This window comes from Georgenia sunbinii (assembly GCF_036421875.1).
GTDB lineage: Bacteria > Actinomycetota > Actinomycetes > Actinomycetales > Actinomycetaceae > Georgenia_B > Georgenia_B sunbinii.
This window is the reverse complement of the sequence record NZ_JAZGOL010000002.1, coordinates 272,844-292,659: the sequence shown is the minus strand read 5'-3', so window position 1 is coordinate 292,659 and position 19,816 is coordinate 272,844. Positions and strand designations below refer to the sequence as shown.

Below are 19,816 nucleotides of genomic sequence, written 5' to 3'. Positions count from 1 at the left end.
CATAACGGTTCGGTAACGTTCAGCCGGATATTCTCACCATTCGGGAATGAGCGGCCAATATCACCAGTTCTGGCCGCCGCCGGAGCCGCCACCGCCTCGCTGCTGCTCCTCCTGGCGGTCGCGCTCCGCCTCCCGGTTGCGCTCCTCGAGCTCTTCGCGCTGCGGGTCGTCGGTGGGCTCCGGCGTCTCGGTGGGCTCGTCGCCAGGTTCCTCGGAGGGGTCGTCCGAAGGGGCGTCGCTCGGGTCGTCGGTCGGGTCCTCACCCGGGTCGGTGGGCTCGTCCGAGGGCTCCTCGGACGGAGCGTCGCTGGGCTCCGCGGACGGCTCGTCACGCTGCTCCTGCTCGTCCTCGCGCGCCTGGTCCTCCTTGTCCTGCTGCCGGTCGGAGGTCTCCTCGTTCTCCTGCATCGCGGTGCAGGGATCGATGACCTCACGGGCCTCGGCGTATTGCGCGGCCGCCATCGCCGGGTCGTCGAGCTCCGCGGCCTCGTCGCCCATCGCCTCGATCGCCACCGACAGGTTGGTGCGCACCCGGCACTCGGGGGACTGTGGGTCCTTGGTGTCGGCCGGCGCGCCGTCGAGCGGGGCGGCCACCGGAACGGCGACGAGCGCCACCCGGAGGTCCTCGGTGGCCAGGAAGTACTCCTCGGCGCGGTAGTGCGCGGTACCGCTGTTGAACCACGCCTTCCACGGTTCGGTGAAGCCCGTCCATCGCTGCTGGAGCTGGAACTGGGTCGCCGCCTGCGAGTACCGCATCGCTTCGTAGTCCTGCCGGCCCAGCAGGTTACCGAAGGCCGTGCCGAGCAGCAGGCAGCCGGCGACCATCGCGGCGAGCACGACCGGCGAGGACCAGCCGAGCAGGAGCCGGCGCCGGCGCAGTCGTGCAGACGTCGCGCCCTCGTCCTCGACGGCCGGCGGTCGTCCGACGCCGGGTTCGGTGCGCTCGGTCATGTCGCCTCCCTCGGTCGGGTCCTTCTGCTGGGCCTGGTCGGCCGCGGGAAGCGGCTGGTCTGGTACCAGATCTCCCACGCGAGCAGGGCCGCGAGCACTGCCGCCAGCGGCCACGAGGCGTCCTCGTACACAGAGACGTCGCGCCGGCCGTCGCCGGTGATGGTCTCGACGTCGACGCCGGCGACGAGACCGTCGACGGGGGTCGGCGAGATGCGGTGGGTGTAGTCGACGCCGAGCTGCTCGGCGACCCGCCGTAGCGCCGCCTCGTCGATCTGCGACACCGCGGGCGGGCTGCCCGGCTGCGTCGGGTCGACGATCCAGGGTGCGTCGGTCCCCGGCCCGGTGGCCGACGTGCCGTCGTAGGCGCGCATCTGCCCGCCCTCGGCGGTGCCGTACCCCAGCACCGCGCCGCCGTCGACGAGGTCGGCGAGCGGCTCGTAGGACTGGGTCTCCTGCTCCTCCACGCCGTCACCGCGGGTGTCCTCGCCGTCAGCGAGGAAGTAGACGAGGCGGACGTTCTCCGGGTTGCGCTCCGCCGCGCCCTCGAGCGCGGTGGTGAGCGCGTCCAGCGGCCGGTCGACCGCCGAGCCGGCGGAGTAGAAGGTGATCTCCTGGACCAGCGTGTCCGCCCAGGTCCCCACCGCCCGCGCGTCGGTGGTCAGCGGCAGCTGCCGGGTGGCCTGGGAGTCGAAGCCGATCACCGAGTAGCGGGCACCGGGCATCGCCTCGACGAGCGCGACGACGTCCTCGCGGACCCCGTCCAGGCGCGTCCGGCCGCCGTCGTAGTCCTCGGCGGCCATCGAGCCGGTGCGGTCGACGACGAAGAACATCTCGACGTTCGACTCGACCGTCGTCGTCGTGCTCGGCACCGCCGGCCCCAGGGCGATCCCGAGCAGCGCGACCGTCATGACGGCGCGCCGGAGCCAGGCGAGGAAGGTGCCGTCGCCGGTGCGCCGGGCGCGGATCGCGGCGATCAGGCAGATGACGAGCATCGGGCCGAACACCAGCGCGGTGAGCCACAGCGGCCACAGGAGTGTCAGTGTCATGAGCGCAACCGCCACGCGACGACGATGAGCCCGGCGACCCCGGCGACGGCGAGCCACAGCACGGTCTCGGGCCGGTCGGTGAGAACGACCTCCGGGTTGGCGTCGAGCTCGACCGCCTGCTGCCGCGAGATGTCGTCGACGATCGCGTCGACGGCGGTCGGGTCGTCGGCGTGGTAGAACAGCCCGCCGTTATCCTCCATCGCCGCCCGATACGCGTCCTCGTTCTCCTCGCTGTAGGCCTCGGAGGTGGAGGCGAACAGCCCGTAGAGCCGGATACCGCGCTCGGCCGCCAGCTCGGCCGCCTGGTCCAGCTGGTAGATCGGCACGCCCAGCACCTGGTTGTCGGTCGCGAGGACGATCGACCGCGAGCGCTCGGAATCGGTGTCGTCGAACGCGTAGGCGCAGCTCGCGAGACCGTCACCGACGAGCGAGGACGCCTCGTCCTCCAGCGCCAAGGTGCCGGCGATGAACTCCTCGAGGGCAGCGAGGTCCTCGGGGGCGTAGGACCACGCGTCGAGGTCGAAGTCGAGGATCTCGGCGGCCTCCTCGAGCTCCTCGGTGACGAGCGTGTAGTCGTCGGTGAGCGGGAAGACGGTGCGCGACGTACTGTTCCACACCGACAGCGCGATGCGCTCGCCGTCGAAGCCCTCAACCAGCTGGGAGAACTGACCAACGATCTCGGTGTCGAACTCGATCATCGAGCCGGACACGTCGAGGCACAGCACGATGTCCCGGTTGGCGAGCGCCGAGGCACGCACGTCCCGGTCCGCCGGCCGGGCCAGCAGCAGCGAGGCGCCGAGGGCCCCGACGATCGCGAAGACCGCGAGGCCGGCGAGCCCGGCCTGCAGCAGCCGCAGCCGGCTGCGGTAGGTCGGCAGCCGGCGCAGGTAGCTGCTGTTGGCCACCCAGCGCACCGCGCGGGGGGTACGGGCCGAGCGCGGCAGCACCCAGCCGACGACGGCGGCCGCCGCGACGATGCCCAGCACGACCGGGATGAGCCACTCCCACCGCATCACCACTGCTGGATCACCTCCCGGGCCTGGTCGGCGGCCGTCTCGGCCTCGGCGTCGCTGCGCCGGGCGAAGGACGGCTCCTCCCAGACGGCCAGCAGGTGGCCGATGCGGGCGGTCGGGTCGTGCGCCGCGATCTCGCTGCGGGTCCACGGGCGGACGTCGCGGCCGATCCGGTCGGAGGCGAAGTCACGCATGAGCCGCGCGAGGCGAAGGTGGAGCGAGCGCAGGTCGAGCTCGCCGCTGCGGTAGTCCGCGACGGCGCCGTCGACGGCGATCTCGTAACGGCCGCGTGCGTCACCGGTCATCGGCGGCTGCTTGGTGGGGTCGGGCCGGCGGGTGCTCAGCAGCACGTAGGTGAACCAGAGCGCGACGAGCAGCAGCAGGCCGCCACCGAGCGCTGGCACCCACCAGGAGTAGGCCTCGGGGGGCAGCAGGGAGTCAGCGCCGGACACGTCGTTGCCTCCGGAACAGGTCGATGAGGGCGTCGACGACGTCGTCGGAGCTGGCGGCCACGACGTGCTCGATCCCGCGGCGGCGCAGCATGTCGCGGATCGCCTTGCGCCGGTTGGCGACGGCGACGGTCGCCGCGGCGTGCAGCCGGCGGTCGCGCTGCAGGAACGGCGGCAGCAGGAGGTCCTCGTCGACGTCGGCGACGGGCCCGAGCCCCGGCGTCGTGGCCATGGCGTCGGCGATGGAGATGACCATGATGTCGTGGCGGGTCCGCAGCCGGCGCAGCGCGTCCTCGTCGTCGAGCCCGGGCCGCGCCTCGTCGGTGATGAGGACGACGAGCGTGCGCCGGTTGACCGAGGTGAGGATGCGGTCGAGCACCCGACTGAGGTCCGACGGCGGCGCTTCGCGGGCGAGGTCCTGCTCCAGCCGCCGCAGCAGCAGCTCCATGTGCCCGGTGCCGCCGCGCGCCGGGATCTGGGTGATGCGGCGCGAGTCGCCGGCGACGAGCGCGACGAGGTCGCCGCGCGCCCGGGCGAGGTAGGCGACGACGTCGGCCGCGAACAGCGCGACCTCCGACTTGCGTTCGCCGCTCGGCGCGGTCGCGGCCATCGACCGGCCGGTGTCGACGGCGAGGACCATGGCGAGGTTCGACTCGTGGACGAAACGGCGGATGACCGGGTACCCGGAACGGGCGGAGGCCTTCCAGTCGATGTCACCGACGTCATCACCGGGGTGGTACTCGACCATGTCGTCAAAGTCCTGGCCGTGGCCGGTGAAGGTCGAGCGGTGGCGCCCGTCGAGCAGGCCGGAGGCGCGCCGGACCGTGGGCAGGTCCAGGCGGGCGCGGATCTTGGCCAGCCGTGAGGCGCTCGACATGACGGTCCTTACGGGGCCGGCACCGCGGCGAACACGGCGTCGATGAGGGACTCGGGCGCGACGTTGTTGGCGAGCGCGTCGTAGGTGCGCACCAGTCGGTGGCGCAGCACGCTGTGGCTCAGCACCTTGACGTCGTCGGGCACGACATAGCTGCGGCCCTGCTGCAGCGCGTGCGCCTGCGCCACCCGCATGAGGGCGATGGCGCCACGGGGGCTGGCACCGACCCGCACGTGCTGGGAGAACTTCGGCAGCGGTCGCGGCCCGCCGCCGCGGGTGGTGTTGACGATCGCCACGATGTACTGCTTGATCGAGGCGTCGACGTACACCTCGTGGGTGAGTCGCTGGAGGTAGACGACGTCCTCGAGCGAGACCGGGCTCGTCGACAGCGGCGCGTCGAAGGAGCCGGAGCTGATGCCGTCAAGGATCCCCAGCTCCTCGTTGGGGCTCGGGTAGGTGAGGACCTCCTTGACGAGGAACCGGTCCATCTGGGCCTCGGGCAGCACGTAGGTGCCCTCCTCCTCGATGGGGTTCTGCGTCGCGAGCACCATGAACGGGCTGGGGAGCGGGAACACCTCGCCACCGATGGAGGTCTGCCGCTCCTGCATCGCCTCGAGCATGGCGGACTGGGTCTTGGCGCTGGACCGGTTGATCTCGTCGAGCAGCACGAGGTTGGCGTGCACCGGGCCGAGCTGGATGGAGAACTTGCCGGTCGCGTAGTTGAAGATCTGCGTGCCGACGATGTCGTTCGGCATGAGGTCCGGCGTGCACTGGATGCGGTGGAAGGTTCCCGAGACCGAGGACGCCAAGGTGTGCGCCGCCGTCGTCTTCGCCAGGCCCGGCACCGACTCCAGCAGGATGTGGCCGCCCGCCAGCAGCGTCGAGACCAGCGCGGCGCGCAGTGCCTGCTGACCGACGACCCGCTGGGCGAAGATCGCATCGATCCTGCCGAGCAGCTCACCAGCGCGACGGACGTCGTCGTGCGCGATCGTCGCCGTGCGAGGGGCCAGGCCCCCGTCGCTCGCAATGGTCATCGTTCCCCGTTCTCCGTGGGTCCGGCCGATCGTGCCGAGCCGGTCAGTACCGGCGCGAGTATGCCATCCGTACCTGGACACCCCCGCATCGGGCTCCCGCCCCGGCGGCATACCCTGGACGGGTGAGCACACCTTCCTCGAGGCGGCTGCGCCCCGCCGCCGGCATGGCGCTCGCCGCCGGGGCAGCGGTCCTCGCGCTCGTCCTCGCCCTGCTGTTCTCCGGGGCGGTGGCCGCGTCCTCGGTGCTCGACCCGGGAGCCGTCGTCCGCTGGGGCGTGCCGCTCGTCACCACGCTGGCCGACGGCGCTGCCGCGGTGACCATCGGCGCGCTCGCGCTGTGCGCGGTCGTGCTGCCGGCGACGCCCCGGCCGGCGCAGCCGGGCCAGCCGGCCCGCTGGCGCCGGTCGACGGCCGCCGTCGACGGCGCTGCCTGGCGACTGGCGCTCAAGGTCGCCGTCGGCGGCGCGATCACCTGGACGGCCGCCGCCGCGCTGCGGATCGTCCTCACCTACTCACGCACGTCGGGCCGGCCGCTCGACGCTCCGACCTTCGGCGAGGAGCTGGCCCAGTTCGTCACCCAGATCCCGATGGGCCGCGCCCACCTCGTCGCGACCCTCATGGTCGCGGTGCTGAGCGTCCTCGTCGTCGCGGTGAACACCCCGACCGGTGCCGCGCTCGCCAGCCTCCTCGGGCTGGCCGCGCTGGTCCCGATCGCGCTCACCGGGCACGCCGCCGGGGCCGCCGACCACGGCCTCGCGGTCTCCGCCATGTGGCTCCACATCGGATCGATGTCGCTGTGGGCCGGCGGGCTGGCGGTGCTGTGCCTCGTCGGGCACCGCCTCGGGATCGACCGCGTCCCCGCCGTCGTCCGCTACTCCACGATGGCCGGCTGGGTGTTCATGCTCGTCGGTGTCTCCGGGTTGGCCAACGGCCTGGTCCGGGTCGGCTCGTTGGCCGGGCTCGCCACGCCCTACGGGCAGCTGGTGATCGTCAAGACGGTGGCGTTCATCGTGCTCGGTCTCGTCGGGTGGCTGCACCGGCGCCGCACCGTGCCGCAGGTGGCTGACCGCCCCGCGCGGTTCTGGCGGGTGGCGGCCGGCGAGGTCGTGCTCATGGCGGCGGTCATCGGCGTCTCCGTCGCGCTGGCCGCCAGCCCGCCGCCGGTCCCCCAGGAACCGCCGGCGCGCCCCACCCCGGTGCAGGACATCACCGGCTACCCGGCACCGCCCCCGCCGAGCCTCGGGACGTGGCTGACCGAGTGGCGGCCCGACATCCTGTTCGGCATCGCGGCGATCGCCGCCGCCGGCGTGTACCTCACCTGGGTGCTGCGGCTGCGGCGGCGCGGTGACCACTGGTCCGTCCCGCGCACGGCGTCCTGGCTGGCCGGCGCCCTGCTGTTCGGCTGGATCACCTCCGGCGGCCCCGCGGTCTACGGGCTGGTGATGTTCAGCGGCCACATGATCCAGCACATGCTGCTCGTCATGGTGGTGCCGATCTTCTTCGTGCTCGGCGCACCGGTCACCCTCGCGATGCGCGCGCTGCCCGCCCGCGGCGACGGCTCCCGCGGGCCGCGCGAGTGGCTGCTGGCCCTCGTGCACTCCCGCTGGGCGCAGTTCTTCGCCAAGCCCGGCATCGCGGCGCTGAACTTCGCCGGCTCGATGATCCTCTTCTACTACTCACCGGCGTTCGAGTTCGCGCTGGACATGGACCTGCACATCGGCCACGTGCTCATGGTCGTGCACTTCACCCTCGCCGGATACCTGTTCGCCAACGCCCTCATCGGCATCGACCCAGGGCCTACCCGCCCGGCGTACCCGCTGCGGCTGGTGCTGCTGTTCGCCACCATGGCCTTCCACGCGTTCTTCGGGATCGCCGTCATGCAGGCGACGACCCTCTTCGCGGCGGACCACTTCGGCCGCCTCGGGCTGCCGTGGTGGGTCGACGCACTCGCCGACCAGGAGATCGGCGGCGCGTTCACCTGGGGCATCGGTGAGCTGCCGACGCTGGCGATGGCGGTTGCGGTAGGGATCCTGTGGGCCAAGGACGAGGAGCGCATCGCGGTGCGCACCGACCGCCAGGCCGAGCGCGACAACGACGCCGAGCTGGTCGCCTACAACGCCCGCCTGGCCCAGCTCGCCCAGCAGGACGCCCGCGACGACACCCGCTGACCGACTCCCGCCGCCCCCACGCCAGCCCCACCCGTGACAGCCGGCCCCCCCACCCGCGACAGCGGGATTGTCCGCGACAGCTGGATTGTCACCGACAGCAGACTTGTCACCGACAGCGGGATTGTCACCGACAGCGGGATTGTCACCGACAGCGGGATTGTCCACGGACGCGCTGCCGGGGTCAGCCGGCAGGGAAGGTGACGTCGGTGCCCTCGAGGCGCAGCCGCACACCGTCGTCGACCACCGAGAGCCGAGTAGGCACCAGCCCGTCCGGCAGCCCGGGGATGTCGAACCGCAGCTCGGCGACGGCCACATTGAGCAGGGAGAGCAGCTCCGCGCCGGCCGTGGCGTCGGCGCCGGCGAGCGCCTCCCCCAGCTCGAACCCGATCCGGCCGTCCTCGATGGTCGGCTCGAGGCCGACCGCGACGTCGAGCCCGGCCACCGAGGTCGAGAGCCGCAGCCGGCCGTCAGTACTGTCGAGCTCCACGACCCGCTCCAGCAGCGGCAGCTCCTCGGCGAGCAGCGAGCGCAGCGTGCGCAGCGGGATGTCGGCGTTGATCTCCACCGTTTCAGCCATGTACGGCGGTTGCGGGCTCACGCCGCGAGCGGCGACCCGGACGCCGGTGAGCACGAGCCCCTCGAAGGCTGCCTCGGGCGCACTCCCGCGGACCTCGGCCAACCGGCCCGCGCGCACCTGGGTGAGGAACGGGAACCCGTCGATCGTCACGTCCGCGCCGGGCGCCAGCGCGACGTGCTGCGACACGGCACCGAGGACCTCGCTCTCCGCCTTGGCGTGCAACGCACGGTCCGCGACCACCCCAACGATCCCGAGCACCACGAGCAGGACGAGGGTGATGACGGCGAGTCGGCGCATGCCCCTACGGTATAAGGGGGAACGACACCCGGATGTCGCGGGTAACAGGCCACTGGGAGGCAACGCGGTGCCCACGCACACCTCAGCGCCCGAGGACCGGGAGCCCGGCGTCGCCGCGCCCCCACCCCGGAGGAGCCGGCGTGACGTTCGTGCTGACGTCGAACCGCCGTCGGGCATGGCATGGCCGCTGCTGACGCTCATCGTCGGCGGCGTGGCGCTCGCGCTCGCGCTGCTGCTGATGTGGGGGGTGAGCCAGCGAGAATCCGCGGATCCGGTTCCGTTGCCGGACGCCGCGCTCGCCGTCACTGAGCCGGCACTCGGCAACAACGACGAGGACGAGGACGACGACGAGATCCCGACGCCGGAGGCCGGGCCCGACGAGCCTGCGGGGACGGCCGAGGAGGTCGACGCCGTCGAGCTGGCCCAGGCCGTCGCCCGGCTCGACTCGCTGGTGCAGACCAGCAGCTGCGCGAACCTCTACGCCGACGCCCAGATCTTTCACGAGTACGTCCCGGTGGCCGGCAGCACCGGCTCGTGGGCGGACCTCGTCTCAGCACGCCGCCCCGCCGTCACCCTCGACGGGCTGGCCGCACGGTGCGACGGCCGCTACGTCGAGCAGCTCGCCCGCTACATCATCGACGATCCGCGCGCCGACCCGCTGCTCGTCTACACCCTGCAGGACCACCTGGCAGAGCTGCCGCAGCACCACCCCGCCCCGACGGACGCCCTCGACGCCCCCACCTTCCGCACCGCCGGCGGCGTCGGGTGCACCCTCACCTACGACGGCGTCGGCTGCGCGGTCACCACGCACGACTTCGCCGACCCGCCGGCGTGCCTCGAGGGCGCCACCGGAGCGTTCTCCGTCGCCTTGTTCGCGACCGAGATCTATCCGTGCGCCGGCACCGTCACCGGTGGCGCGACGGAACTCGCCGACGGCCGCTCGGCGGCGGTCGGCGACTACGCGTGCACCGCCGTCGGGACCGGTGTGCGTTGCTGGCACACCGTCTCGGGGACCGAGTTCGCACTAAGCCCCACCGAGGTCACGCTGCCCTGACTCGTCGGGCGTCCGCGTCGTCGGCTGCCGGGTCGCCGCCCCGGGCTGCCGAGGCGTGATCCTCGTGCGCCACTGACCAAGTCAGGCGTCCGGCCACGCCCGGCGCAGCGGGGACGAGTCGATGTCCTCGCCGAGCTCGGCCACCGACCGGTAGACCGCCACCGCGCCGGCCCCGGTCAGCTCCGCGGCGCTGATACCGCCGGTGAGCACACCGACGCACGGGAGGCCCGCGCGCGCCGCGGCCTCGACGTCCCACACCGCGTCGCCGACGAAGACGGCACGGTCGGCGCCGGCCCCGGAGACTGCCAGCGCCGCGTGGACGAGGTCGGGGTGCGGCTTGGCCGCATCGACGTCCTGCGACGACGTGATCGGGTGGGTGTCCTCGTCCACCTCGAGCACGGTGCGGAGGATGTCGAGCTCGGCGGGCGAGGCGGAGGAGGCGAGCACCGCTCGGGCGCCTCGTTCGGTGATCGCCGCGAGCAGCTCGGGCACCCCGTCGAACCGGTGCAGCTCGACGGCCGACGCCGCGTAGTGCTCGTCGTGGCGCCGCTTGACCTCGTCGCCGAGCTCGTCGGCGCGATCTCCTAGCAGCTCGGCGAGCAGCAGGTCGCCGCCCATGCCGATGCAGCGGTGGGTCCGCCAGGAGTCGACCGGGTGCCCGGCCTCGCGGAACGCGCGCGACCAGGCCGCGGTGTGGACGTAGCTGGAGTCGACGAGCGTGCCGTCGATGTCGAGCAGCACGGCGCCGGCGGCGTCGTCGTGAGGGTTCATGGTCCGTTCGTACCGCAGCGGCGGCCGCGGCGCACCCGCTGGCGCCCTGCGGCGTCAGCCCGGCGGTCCGGCGTCGATCCGGTTGCTCATCTCGGTGTACCAGGTGAGCGCGGCGATCCCGGTGTAGCCGAGCTGCTCGGCGACCGCGAGCAGCACCTGCTCCCGCTCGGCCGCGAGCGCGTCGCTCAGCGTGACGTCCGGGGCGGCGAGGGAGCGCCGCAGCCGGTCGGTGAACCACTCGGCCACCTCCACGGCGACCGCGGAGGAGTGGCTCGCGGCCATGTGCTCGCCGTCGACGATCACCAGCTCGACCGCCTGGATCGCCTGCCGCAACGCCTCGTGCTCGACGTTGCGGGCCTCGACGTCGTGCGCGACGTCGTTGAGGACCTGCGCGCCGCCCTCGGCGCGGGCGTGCTCGAGCAGCTCGGCGAGACCGCTGTCGGTCGGCAGGCCGAGGCGGTGCTGGGCGAGGCGCACCTCGGCCATCCCGGGGATCGCCTCGAGGGCTGCGACGAACACCGGCACGACGGCCTCGACGGCGGCCCTGGCCCGCTCGAGGTAGATCTCCCGCACCGCGTCGGTGAGCCGGTCCCAGGTGGTCGACTCGCTGCGGGCCTCGCCGATCGCGAGCCGGCGGGCGGTGACCGGCACCGCCGCCCGCGCGACCTGGTCCAGCAGCACGTCGGCCACCGGCGGGCCGTCCGCGTCCGCCTCGCCGGGGTCCGCGTCGGCGGGCGGGTCGGCGCCGAGCAGTCGACGGCGCTCCTGCCGCAGCCAGTAGATCTCCCGCTGCGCGGCCGCGAGGGCCCGCGCGAGCTCGGCCGCCACGTGCTCGTGCACCGGCGGACCGGCGTCGGCGTGCGGCTGCGGTGAGGCTGCGGAGTTCGCCACGGTCACACGTTAGAGCGCACCGCGCGCCACAGCAGGTCAACGCGCCGGGCGGCCCGGCGCGGGTCGACGGCGGGCCGTGATAGGACGGCACCGTGAGCGACCACACCCCCTTCCATAACCTCGACGACTACATCGCGCTGCCGCGGCTCGGTGGGCTGGCGCTGTCCCCGGACGGCACCCGGCTCGCCGCCGCGGTCAGCGCGCTCGACGAGGACCGCACGGCGTACGTCTCCGCCGTGTGGGACGTCGACCCCACCGGCGAGCGGCCGGCCAGCCGCCTCACCCGGGGCACCAGCGGGGAGTCGCAGCCGACGTTCACCGCCGGCGGAGACCTGCTGTTCGTCGCCAAGCGCGGCGACGGCGACGACGTCCGGCCCGGGGTCTGGTCGCTGCCCGCCGCCGGCGGCGAGGCCACCCTGCTGGCCGCCCACCCCGCCGGGGTCTCCGGCGTCCGCGCGGCGCGGGACGGCGAGACGGTCGTCGTCGCGGCCAGCGCCCTGCCGGCCGCCGCGTCGCTGGCCGACGAGCACCGGCTGCGCACGTCGCGCAAGGAGTCCAAGGTCAGCGCGATCCTCCACACCGGTTACCCGGTGCGGTACTGGGACCACGACCTCGGCCCCGACGCGCCGCGCCTCTACGCCGCCGAGCCCGCGGCCGTCGAGCCCGCGGCCGACGAGCCCGCGACGGTCCCCGCCACTGACGGCGGCTCCCCTGCCGGCAGCGACCAGCCGCCGCGCGGCAGCCACCCGCTGCGCGACCTCACGCCGTCGCCCGGTGGCGCGCTGCGCGAGGCCCAGCAGGACCTGGCCGCTGACGGCAGCTTCCTGGTGACGACGTGGAACGTGGCCGAGGCCCGCGGCGCGATGCGCAGCGAGCTGCACCGCATCGAGGTCGCCACCGGGGAGCAGACCGTGCTGGTCGCCGTGCCGGAGGTCGAGCTGGGCACCCCCCGGATCAGCCCCGACGGACAGCTGGTCGCCTACGCGCGAGAGTCGCCCAGCACCGCCTACCAGGCGCCGCGCCAGTGGCTCGAGGTGGTCGCGGCCACCGGCGGCGAGCCGCAGCAGGTGGCTCCGGACTGGGACCGCTGGCCCGGCGACGTCCGCTGGCTGCCGGACGGCTCGGGCCTGCTCGTCGTCGCCGACGACGACGGCCGCTCCCGGCTGTTCCACGCCGACCTCGCGACCGGCGCCGTCGTCCGGCTGACCGACGAGGGCGCGCTGAGCGACGTCGTCGTCGCCCCGGACGGCACCGCCGCCTACGCGCTGCGCGCCTCCTACGCCTACCCGGCCGAGGTGGTGCGGATCGACCTCGAGGGCATCGGCCGGCCAGGCTTCGTCCCCGGCAGCGCCGCGGTGACGCGGCTGCGCGGACCGGCTGAGCGGCCCGCGCTGCCCGGCACGCTGACCGAGATCGAGACCACCACCGACGACGGCACCCGGGTCCGGGCCTGGCTGGCCCTGCCCGACGGCGCGTCCGCCGCCGCGCCCGCCCCGCTGCTGCTGTGGATCCACGGCGGCCCGCTCGGCTCGTGGAACTCGTGGTCGTGGCGCTGGAACCCGTGGATCATGGTCGCCCGCGGCTACGCCGTGCTGCTGCCCGACCCGGCGCTGTCCACCGGCTACGGCCAGGACTTCGTCCAGCGCGGCTGGGGCGCGTGGGGTGCGGCACCGTTCACCGACCTCATGGCGATCACCGACGCCGTCGAGGAGCGCGACGACATCGACGCCACCCGGACGGCCGCGATGGGCGGCTCCTTCGGCGGCTACATGGCCAACTGGGTCGCCGGGCACACCGACCGGTTCCGGGCGGTCGTCACCCACGCGAGCCTCTGGGCGCTGGACGCCTTCGGCCCGACGACGGACGCCGCCTGGTACTGGGGCCGGGAGATGACCCCGGAGATGGCGCTCGCCAACTCCCCGCACCGGCACGTCGCCGAGATCCGCACCCCGATGCTCGTCATCCACGGCGACAAGGACTACCGGGTGCCGATCGGCGAGGGGCTGCGGCTCTGGTACGAGCTGCTCTCGTCCTCCGGGCTGCCGGCCGACGACGACGGCGTCACCCCGCACCGGTTCCTCTACTTCCCCGACGAGAACCACTGGATCCTCACTCCGCAGAACGCCAAGGTCTGGTACCAGGTCAACCTCGGGTTCCTCGCCGAGCACGTGCTCGGCGAGGGGCCGGGCGAGCTGCCCGCGACGTTGGGGATCACGCGACCAGCGCAGTAACGTGACGCCATGAGCAGCGACCGCGCCGATGCGTCGACCGTCCTGGCGGCCCTCGACGTCCTGCTCGACGGCGCCCGGCACGCCTCCTCCGACGCGCTGCCGGACCTGCTCGCGGCTGCCGGCCGGACGATGGGCTGGCAGGTCGTCGCGCACCTGGTGACCTTCGACCAGTGCCGGCTCGTGCCGCTGGGCGCCGAGGGGACGACCCGTGCGGTCGACGACGAGGCCGGCGCGGGGCTCGCCTTCCGGTCGATGGCGCCCACCACCGACGCCGACGGCGACCACTGGATCCCACTGCTCGACGGCGCGGAACGGCTGGGAGTGCTGCGGGTGAGAGCGCTGCCCGGCGGGCCCGACCCGCGCGACCGGGCGGCCGACCTCGGGCGGCTGGCGTCGCTCACCGGCCACCTCGTCGCCGTGCTCTCGCCGTCCGGCGACGCCATCACCCGTGTGCGGGGCGCCGGCGACCGCCGCGTCGAGGCGGAGATCATCTGGAACCTGCTGCCGCCGCTGACCTTCACCGCGCCCGACGTCGTCATCTCAGGCCTGCTCGAGCCCTGCGAGAAGGTCGCCGGTGACCTGTTCGACTACGCCGTCGAGGGCACCACCGCGCAGTTCGCGATCCTCGACGGCACCGGCCACGACCTGCGTGCCGGGCTGCTCGCCTCGGTGGCCCTGGCGACGTACCGCAACCACCGCCGTCGGGGCGCGGACCTCGCCACCTGCGGCCGGATGATCGACGAGACGATGCACGGGCACACCGACGGCGCGGGCTACGCCACCGGCGTGCTCGCCCGGCTGGACACCGCGACCGGCCGGTTCGACTACCTCAACGCCGGCCATCCCCACCCGCTCCTGCTGCGCGGCGGGCGGGTGGTCCGCGCCCTCGAGCACCCTGGGCGGGGGATGTTCGGGCTCGGCGCCCAGGACCTGGGCACCGGCCACGAGCAGCTCGAGCCCGGCGACCGCGTCATCCTCTACACCGACGGGATCACCGAGGCCCGCGCCGACGACGGCACGTTCTTCGGGCTCGACCGTCTCGTCACGCTGCTCGAGGAGCATGCGGTCGCGCAGCGCCCGGCACCGGAGACGCTCCGGCTCGTCGTCCGCAGCGTGCTCGAGCACCATCGCGGCGTACTGCGGGACGACGCCACCCTGATGATCATCGAGTGGGCGCCGCCCGAGCGCCGCGAGGTACGGCCGGGGCACGTCGGCTGACCGACCCAGGCCTCCTCGCCAGCCCGGTCAGGTCCAGACGAGGCTCATGTCGGGGTTCTCCAGCACGGCGGCGACGTCGGCGAGCAGGCGGGCGCCGAGCGCACCGTCGACGAGCCGGTGGTCGAAGGACAGCGCGAGCTGGGTGACCCAGCGCGGCTTGATCTTGCCCTTGTGGACCCACGGCTGCTGCCGGATCGCGCCAAAGGCGAGGATCGCGGACTCACCGGGGTTGAGGATCGGGGTGCCGGTGTCGATGCCGAACACCCCGACGTTGGTGATGGTGATCGTCCCGTCGCTCGTGTCGACCGGCGCGGTACGCCCGGCGCGGGCCGTCGCGGTCAGCTCGGCGATCGCCGTCGCCAGCTCGTGGAGGTCGAGCCGGTGGGAGTTCTTGATGTTCGGCACGATCAGGCCCCGCGGCGTCGCGGCCGCGATCCCGAGGTTGATGTAGTGCTTGTAGATGATCTGCTGCGCCTCGTCGTCCCACGACGCGTTGACCTCCGGGTGGCGGCGCACCGCGATCAGCAGCGCCTTGGCCGCCAGCAGCAAGGGTGTCACGCGGACGTCCGCGAACGCCCGATCCGCCTTGAGCCGGGAGACGAGGTTCATCGACCGGGTGACGTCGATGGTGTGGAAGACCGTCACGTGCGGCGCCGTGAATGCCGAGGAGACCATCGCCTCCGCGGTCCGCTTGCGCACCGAGCGCACCGCGACCCGCGTCGTGCGGCCGTCGGGGGAGACCAGGCCGTCGGCGAGCCACGGGGTGTCGTCCCCGGGGTAGGTGGCGAGCCGTCGGGGCTCGGCCTCCTCAGCGTGGGCGACGACGTCCTCACGGGTGACGATGCCCCCCGGGCCGGTGGCGGCGACCGCGGTGAGGTCGACGCCGAGGTCCTTGGCGAGCTTGCGCACCGGGGGCTTGGCCAGCACCGCCGGGGTCCGCGCGGCGGCGGGCGTGGCAGCGGGCTGCCCGGCGCCCTTCGGTGCGCCGACGGCGACCGGCGCGCTCGGCGGGACCTGGGCGGGAGTGGCGGGTGCGCTGCGCTGCGCGGGCGCGCTGGGTTGCGCCGGCGCGGCGGGCTGCGTGGGTGCGGCGGGCTGCGTAGGTGCGGCGGGTTGGGCGGCGGCGAGTGGCACGGCTGCGGACGCGGCCGACGTCGGTGCCGGGCTCGGTGACGACGACGGCTCGGGTGCAGCCGGGCGGCGCCGGCGGCGAGCCGTCGGGGCGGCCTTCGTGCCGTACCCGACAAGGACGTCACCGCTCGTGCTCGCCTCCTGGGCGACGCCGTCGGCCGGTACGGCCACCGGTGCGCCGTCGTCGGCCGGGGCCTCGCCGTCGGGGTCGACGTCGATGACGATGATCGGCGTGCCGACCGCGACCGTCTGCCCCTCGGTGACAAGGATCTGGCTCACCCGGCCGGCCCAGGGTGCGGGCAGCTCGACGAGCGACTTCGCGGTCTCGATCTCGACGATGTTCTGGTTGACGGAGAGCGTGTCACCCACGGCGACGTGCCACTCGGCGATGTCGGCCTCGGTCAGGCCCTCACCGACGTCGGGGAGCAGGAACTGCTGATAGGTCGGCACACGTTCTCCTCTTGGGGTCGGCGGTCCTCAGAATGCCAGGACACGGTCGACGGCATCGAGCACCCGGTCCAGGCCGGGCAGGTACTCCTCCTCGTGGGCGGAGGCGGGGTAGGGGGTGTGGAAGCCCCCGACCCGCAGCACCGGGGCCTCGAGATGGTAGAAGCACTCCTCGGTCACCCGGGCGGCGATCTCAGCGCCGGCGCCGAAGAACATCGGTGCCTCGTGGGCGACGACGAGCCGTCCGGTGCGCCGCACCGACGCGGTGACCGTCGCGAAGTCGATCGGCGAGACCGACCGAAGGTCGATCACCTCGAGCTCGTGCCCCTCGTCCGACGCGGTCTGCGCCGCCGCCAGCAGCGTCTTGACCGTCGGGCCGTAGCCGACGAGGGTCGCCGCGGTCCCGGGCCGGGCGATGCGGGCGCCGTGGAGGCCGGTGGTCACGCCGGTGCCGGAGAGATCGACGTCGGCGTCGACGTCCACGTCGGCGCGGTCCCAGTAGCGGGCCTTCGGCTCGAAGAACAGCACCGGGTCCGGGGAGGCGATGGCCTGCTGGATCATCGTGAACGCGTCACCCGCGGTCGCCGGGGACACCACCCGCAACCCCGGGGTGTGGGCGAACAGCGCCTCGGGAGACTCGCTGTGGTGCTCGATCGCGCCGATCCCACCGCCGTACGGCACCCGGATGACGACGGGCACGGTGACCCGGCCCGCCGAGCGGTAGCTGAGCTTGGCGAGCTGGGTGGTGATCTGGTCGAAGCCCGGGAAGATGAAGCCGTCGAACTGGATCTCGCACACCGGGCGGTAGCCGGCCATCGCCAGCCCGATCGCGGTGCCGATGATGCCGGACTCAGCGAGCGGGGTGTCGACCACCCGCGTCGCGCCGAACTCCCGGTGCAGGCCGTCGGTCACCCGGAAGACCCCACCGAGCGGGCCGATGTCCTCGCCCATGAGCAGGACCTTGTCGTCGCGCGTCATCGCCGCCCGCAGGCCGGCGTTGATCGCCTTGGCCATCGGCGTGGCGACCGCGGTCATCGGGCCGCCCCGGCGTCGTCGAAGGACTCGTGGTACTCGGTGAACCACTCCCGCTCGGCGGCGACCTGGGGGTGCTCGGCCTGGTAGGCGTGGTCGAAGATCTCCGTCGGGGACCCGGCGCTGAGCTCGCGGCAGAAGTCACGGGTGCTGGTGGCCAGCTCCTCGGCGGCGACGTCGACCTCGGCGAAGAAGGCGGCGTCGGCCTGGCCGGAGTCGGTGAGGTAGCTCCGCAGCCGCGCGATCGGGTCGCGCTCGCTCCAGTACTCCTCCTCCACGCTCGTGCGGTAGCGGGTGGGGTCGTCCGACGTGGTGTGGGCGCCCATCCGGTAGGTGAAGGCCTCGATGAAGGTCGGCCCACCACCGTTACGGGCCCGGTCCAGCGCCTCGGCGGTGGCGGCGTAGGTCGCGAGCACGTCGTTGCCGTCGACCCGGACCGAGGGGATCCCCAGGCCCTCACCGCGGCGCGCGAGCGGCACGGTGGTCTGCCCGCTCGCGGGGACCGAGATCGCCCACTGGTTGTTCTGGCAGAAGAACACCACTGGCGCCTTGTTGACGGCGGCGAACACCATGGCTTCATGGACGTCGCCCTGCGAGGTAGCGCCGTCGCCGAAGTAGGCGATGACGGCCCGGTCGCGCTCGGCGTCACCGGTCGCGACGTCGCCGTCGCGCTGGACCCCCATCGCGTAGCCGGTGGCATGCAGCGTGTGGGAGCCGATGACGAAGGTGTAGAGATGGAAGTTGTGCGCCTTCGGGTCCCAACCGCCGTGCTCGGTGCCGCGGAACACCCGCAGCAGGTCGCGGACGTCCATGCCGCGGGCCTGGGCGACACCGTGCTCCCGGTAGGACGGGAAGACGAAGTCCTGGGAGCGCATCGCGCGGCCGGAGCCGACCTGCGCCGCCTCCTGGCCGAGGCTCGGCGGCCACAGCCCGAGCTGGCCCTGACGCTGCAGCGCCGTCGCCTGGTTGTCGAAGGCGCGAGTGAGGGTCATGTCGCGGTACATGTCGCGCAACGCTGCGCCGTCGACGTTCGCGACCCACCGGTCGTAACGGTCATGGTCGAGGCGTCGACCCGTGCGGTCGAGCAGCTGGACGAGCGCGTCGGGATCATCCGTGTGCGTCGTGCCAGGGGTCGGCGTCAGTCTGTCCATGGTGGTGACAACCTCCATCGGTCCCTGTCCTCCTGCAAGATATTCGGGTCGAGCCTCGAACCTACGCAAGCGTAACCTACGGTCCCGTAACTTGCGGTTGTAGAGGTCGCACAGATCTCCCGGGACCCCGTTGTACGGACCCGAAACCGCCCTCCCATGTCCCCGACAGCAGACTTGTCACCGACAGCGGGATTGTCACCGACAGCGGGATTGTCACCGACAGCAGACTTGTCACCGACAGCAGACTTGTCACCGACAGCGGGATTGTCCGCGCACGACCCGGCGGCGGGTGGGGTACCGCGTGCCGGAGCCGGCCGCGGCCGCCTCGTTACGGGGTGGCGGCGGAGGTGATGGGGTGGCGGCGCCAGTCGGCGGCGAGGTCGAGCACCAGGTCGTTGCCCTCCCGCTCACCGATGCTCACCCGGACGCCTTCGTCGCTGAAGGGACGCACCACCGCGCCTCGCGCGAACGACTCACGGGCGAAGGCGCCCGACGCCCGCCCCAGCGGCAGCCAGTAGAAGTTGCCCTGCGCGTCCGGCACTGCCCACCCCTGACCACGCAGCGCGTCGACGACCCGCTCCCGCTCCGCAACGACCTCGGCGCAGTGGGCCTCGACCTCCTGCTGCGCGCGCAGCGCGGCAACCGCGGCCACCTGGGCCAGCGCGTTCACCCCGAACGGCGTCGACGCCGACCGCAGTCCGCGCACGAGGCGCGGCCGGGCGAGCGCGTAGCCCACCCGCATGCCGGCGAGCCCGTACGCCTTGGAGAAGGTCCGCAGCAGCATGAGGTTCTTGAACTCGGCGAGCAGCGCAAGGCCGTCCGCCACCTCCGGGTCGCGGACGAACTCGATGTACGCCTCGTCAAGGACCACGAGGACCTCGCGCGGCACCGCAGCGAGGAAGGCCCGCATCTCGTCCTCGTGGACGACGGTGCCGGTCGGGTTGTTGGGGCTGCACACGAGGACCACTCGGGTCCGGTCGGTGATCGCGGCGGCCATCGCCGGGAGGTCGTGCCGGCCGTCGGCGGTGACCGGCACCCGGACCGACGTCGCCCGTGCCAGCTGCACCGCGATCGGGTACGCCTCGAACGAGCGCCACGCGTGAATGACCTCGTCACCGGGCCGGCAGGCGGCCTGCAGCACCGTCTCGAGCACCGCGACCGAGCCGTTGCCGACGACGACGCGGTCCTCGTTCACCCCGACGTGGGCGGCGATCCGTGCGACCAGCTCGGTGGCCGCGAGGTCCGGGTACCGGTTGAGGTCCGCGGCAGCGTCGGCGACCGCGGCGACGACTCCCGGCAGCGGCGGGAACGGGTTCTCGTTCGAGGAGAGCTTGAAGGTCGTCATGCCCGCGGGAGCCGGTCGGCCGGGGACGTAGGTCGGCAGGGAGTCGAGATCTCCACGCAGCCGGAACGCAGGTGCCATGGGCGCCATGGTCGCACCCCATCTGCTGGAGACGTAACTCGGTCGCGACGGCCCCCTG

17 protein-coding genes are annotated in these 19,816 nt (G+C 73.2%); 4 read left to right on the top strand and 13 right to left on the bottom strand.

Going from position 1 to position 19,816, the window contains the following annotated elements; translation table 11 throughout:
- Positions 1-60: 60 nt before the first annotated feature.
- The 6 genes from V2J52_RS05685 to V2J52_RS05660 are packed head-to-tail and all read right to left on the bottom strand — an operon-like array spanning position 61 to position 5,367.
- Positions 61-951 carry a hypothetical protein gene (locus V2J52_RS05685; RefSeq protein ID WP_331226710.1) on the bottom strand — a complete coding sequence of 297 codons (891 nt, stop codon included), beginning with the start codon at positions 949-951 and terminating at the stop codon, positions 61-63.
- Positions 948-1,997, bottom strand: a complete 1,050-nt coding sequence (locus V2J52_RS05680; RefSeq protein WP_331226709.1) for a vWA domain-containing protein — start codon at positions 1,995-1,997, stop codon at positions 948-950. The genes V2J52_RS05685 and V2J52_RS05680 overlap by 4 nt, the downstream gene beginning before the upstream one ends.
- Positions 1,994-3,010 carry a vWA domain-containing protein gene (locus tag V2J52_RS05675; protein ID WP_331226708.1) on the bottom strand — a complete coding sequence of 339 codons (1,017 nt, stop codon included), beginning with the start codon at positions 3,008-3,010 and terminating at the stop codon, positions 1,994-1,996. Before V2J52_RS05675 ends, V2J52_RS05680 begins: the two co-directional genes overlap by 4 nt.
- On the bottom strand, positions 3,010-3,462 hold the full coding sequence (locus V2J52_RS05670; RefSeq protein ID WP_331226707.1) for a hypothetical protein: 453 nt from the start codon (positions 3,460-3,462) through the stop codon (positions 3,010-3,012). Before V2J52_RS05670 ends, V2J52_RS05675 begins: the two co-directional genes overlap by 1 nt.
- Positions 3,449-4,336, bottom strand: a complete 888-nt coding sequence (locus V2J52_RS05665; protein WP_331226706.1) for a DUF58 domain-containing protein — start codon at positions 4,334-4,336, stop codon at positions 3,449-3,451. The genes V2J52_RS05670 and V2J52_RS05665 overlap by 14 nt, the downstream gene beginning before the upstream one ends.
- A gap of 8 nt (positions 4,337-4,344) precedes the next feature.
- Complete coding sequence (locus V2J52_RS05660; protein ID WP_331226705.1) at positions 4,345-5,367, bottom strand: AAA family ATPase; 1,023 nt, start codon at positions 5,365-5,367, stop codon at positions 4,345-4,347.
- 122 nt (positions 5,368-5,489) lie between these two features.
- Between V2J52_RS05660 and V2J52_RS05655 the strand changes: the two genes are divergently transcribed.
- The gene (locus V2J52_RS05655; RefSeq protein WP_331226704.1) at positions 5,490-7,535 is read left to right on the top strand and encodes a bifunctional copper resistance protein CopD/cytochrome c oxidase assembly protein; all 2,046 of its coding nucleotides are present in this window, start codon (positions 5,490-5,492) and stop codon (positions 7,533-7,535) included.
- Between the two features lie 181 nt (positions 7,536-7,716).
- On the opposite strand, the gene V2J52_RS05650 is transcribed toward V2J52_RS05655, so the two are convergent.
- Positions 7,717-8,409, bottom strand: a complete 693-nt coding sequence (locus tag V2J52_RS05650; protein WP_331226703.1) for an LmeA family phospholipid-binding protein — start codon at positions 8,407-8,409, stop codon at positions 7,717-7,719.
- Between the two features lie 175 nt (positions 8,410-8,584).
- Here V2J52_RS05650 and V2J52_RS05645 point away from each other — a divergent pair, with 175 nt between their 5' ends.
- Complete coding sequence (locus V2J52_RS05645; protein WP_331226702.1) at positions 8,585-9,463, top strand: hypothetical protein; 879 nt, start codon at positions 8,585-8,587, stop codon at positions 9,461-9,463.
- Between the two features lie 81 nt (positions 9,464-9,544).
- Here the strand turns inward: V2J52_RS05645 and V2J52_RS05640 are convergent, their stop codons facing one another.
- Positions 9,545-10,234 carry an HAD family hydrolase gene (locus V2J52_RS05640; protein ID WP_331226701.1) on the bottom strand — a complete coding sequence of 230 codons (690 nt, stop codon included), beginning with the start codon at positions 10,232-10,234 and terminating at the stop codon, positions 9,545-9,547.
- A 54-nt stretch (positions 10,235-10,288) separates the two neighbouring features.
- The gene (locus V2J52_RS05635) at positions 10,289-11,125 is read right to left on the bottom strand and encodes a hypothetical protein (RefSeq protein ID WP_331226700.1); all 837 of its coding nucleotides are present in this window, start codon (positions 11,123-11,125) and stop codon (positions 10,289-10,291) included.
- Between the two features lie 92 nt (positions 11,126-11,217).
- Between V2J52_RS05635 and V2J52_RS05630 the strand changes: the two genes are divergently transcribed.
- Positions 11,218-13,356: a S9 family peptidase gene (locus V2J52_RS05630; protein ID WP_331226699.1), complete on the top strand. Its 2,139-nt coding sequence runs from the start codon at positions 11,218-11,220 to the stop codon at positions 13,354-13,356.
- 9 nt (positions 13,357-13,365) lie between these two features.
- Complete coding sequence (locus V2J52_RS05625) at positions 13,366-14,574, top strand: PP2C family protein-serine/threonine phosphatase (RefSeq protein WP_331226698.1); 1,209 nt, start codon at positions 13,366-13,368, stop codon at positions 14,572-14,574.
- A 27-nt stretch (positions 14,575-14,601) separates the two neighbouring features.
- On the opposite strand, the gene V2J52_RS05620 is transcribed toward V2J52_RS05625, so the two are convergent.
- From V2J52_RS05620 to hisC, 4 genes are all read right to left on the bottom strand, one after another.
- Positions 14,602-16,155 (bottom strand): dihydrolipoamide acetyltransferase family protein, encoded by a 1,554-nt coding sequence (locus V2J52_RS05620; protein ID WP_331226697.1) that lies wholly within the window; start codon positions 16,153-16,155, stop codon positions 14,602-14,604.
- A gap of 27 nt (positions 16,156-16,182) precedes the next feature.
- Positions 16,183-17,187, bottom strand: coding sequence for an alpha-ketoacid dehydrogenase subunit beta (locus V2J52_RS05615; protein WP_331226696.1), 1,005 nt, complete (start codon positions 17,185-17,187; stop codon positions 16,183-16,185).
- Positions 17,184-18,335, bottom strand: coding sequence for a pyruvate dehydrogenase (acetyl-transferring) E1 component subunit alpha (gene pdhA, locus V2J52_RS05610; RefSeq protein WP_331226695.1), 1,152 nt, complete (start codon positions 18,333-18,335; stop codon positions 17,184-17,186). Before pdhA ends, V2J52_RS05615 begins: the two co-directional genes overlap by 4 nt.
- Before the next feature lie 328 nt (positions 18,336-18,663).
- Entirely contained in the window at positions 18,664-19,758 is a 1,095-nt protein-coding gene (gene hisC, locus V2J52_RS05605) for a histidinol-phosphate transaminase (protein WP_331226694.1), read from the bottom strand.
- Positions 19,759-19,816: the final 58 nt, after the last annotated feature.

What these genes read in the sequence shown, in the direction of transcription:
- V2J52_RS05685 (WP_331226710.1), bottom strand. Translation starts at nt 951, where the DNA reads ATGACCGAGCGCACCGAACCCGGCGTCGGACGACCGCCGGCCGTCGAG.
- V2J52_RS05680 (WP_331226709.1), bottom strand. Translation starts at nt 1,997, where the DNA reads ATGACACTGACACTCCTGTGGCCGCTGTGGCTCACCGCGCTGGTGTTC.
- V2J52_RS05675 (WP_331226708.1), bottom strand. Translation starts at nt 3,010, where the DNA reads ATGCGGTGGGAGTGGCTCATCCCGGTCGTGCTGGGCATCGTCGCGGCG.
- V2J52_RS05665 (WP_331226706.1), bottom strand. Translation starts at nt 4,336, where the DNA reads ATGTCGAGCGCCTCACGGCTGGCCAAGATCCGCGCCCGCCTGGACCTG.
- V2J52_RS05660 (WP_331226705.1), bottom strand. Translation starts at nt 5,367, where the DNA reads ATGACCATTGCGAGCGACGGGGGCCTGGCCCCTCGCACGGCGACGATC.
- V2J52_RS05650 (WP_331226703.1), bottom strand. Translation starts at nt 8,409, where the DNA reads ATGCGCCGACTCGCCGTCATCACCCTCGTCCTGCTCGTGGTGCTCGGG.
- V2J52_RS05645 (WP_331226702.1), top strand. Translation starts at nt 8,585, where the DNA reads ATGGCATGGCCGCTGCTGACGCTCATCGTCGGCGGCGTGGCGCTCGCG.
- V2J52_RS05640 (WP_331226701.1), bottom strand. Translation starts at nt 10,234, where the DNA reads ATGAACCCTCACGACGACGCCGCCGGCGCCGTGCTGCTCGACATCGAC.
- V2J52_RS05625 (WP_331226698.1), top strand. Translation starts at nt 13,366, where the DNA reads ATGAGCAGCGACCGCGCCGATGCGTCGACCGTCCTGGCGGCCCTCGAC.
- V2J52_RS05615 (WP_331226696.1), bottom strand. Translation starts at nt 17,187, where the DNA reads ATGACCGCGGTCGCCACGCCGATGGCCAAGGCGATCAACGCCGGCCTG.
- pdhA (WP_331226695.1), bottom strand. Translation starts at nt 18,335, where the DNA reads ATGGACAGACTGACGCCGACCCCTGGCACGACGCACACGGATGATCCC.
- hisC (WP_331226694.1), bottom strand. Translation starts at nt 19,758, where the DNA reads ATGGCACCTGCGTTCCGGCTGCGTGGAGATCTCGACTCCCTGCCGACC.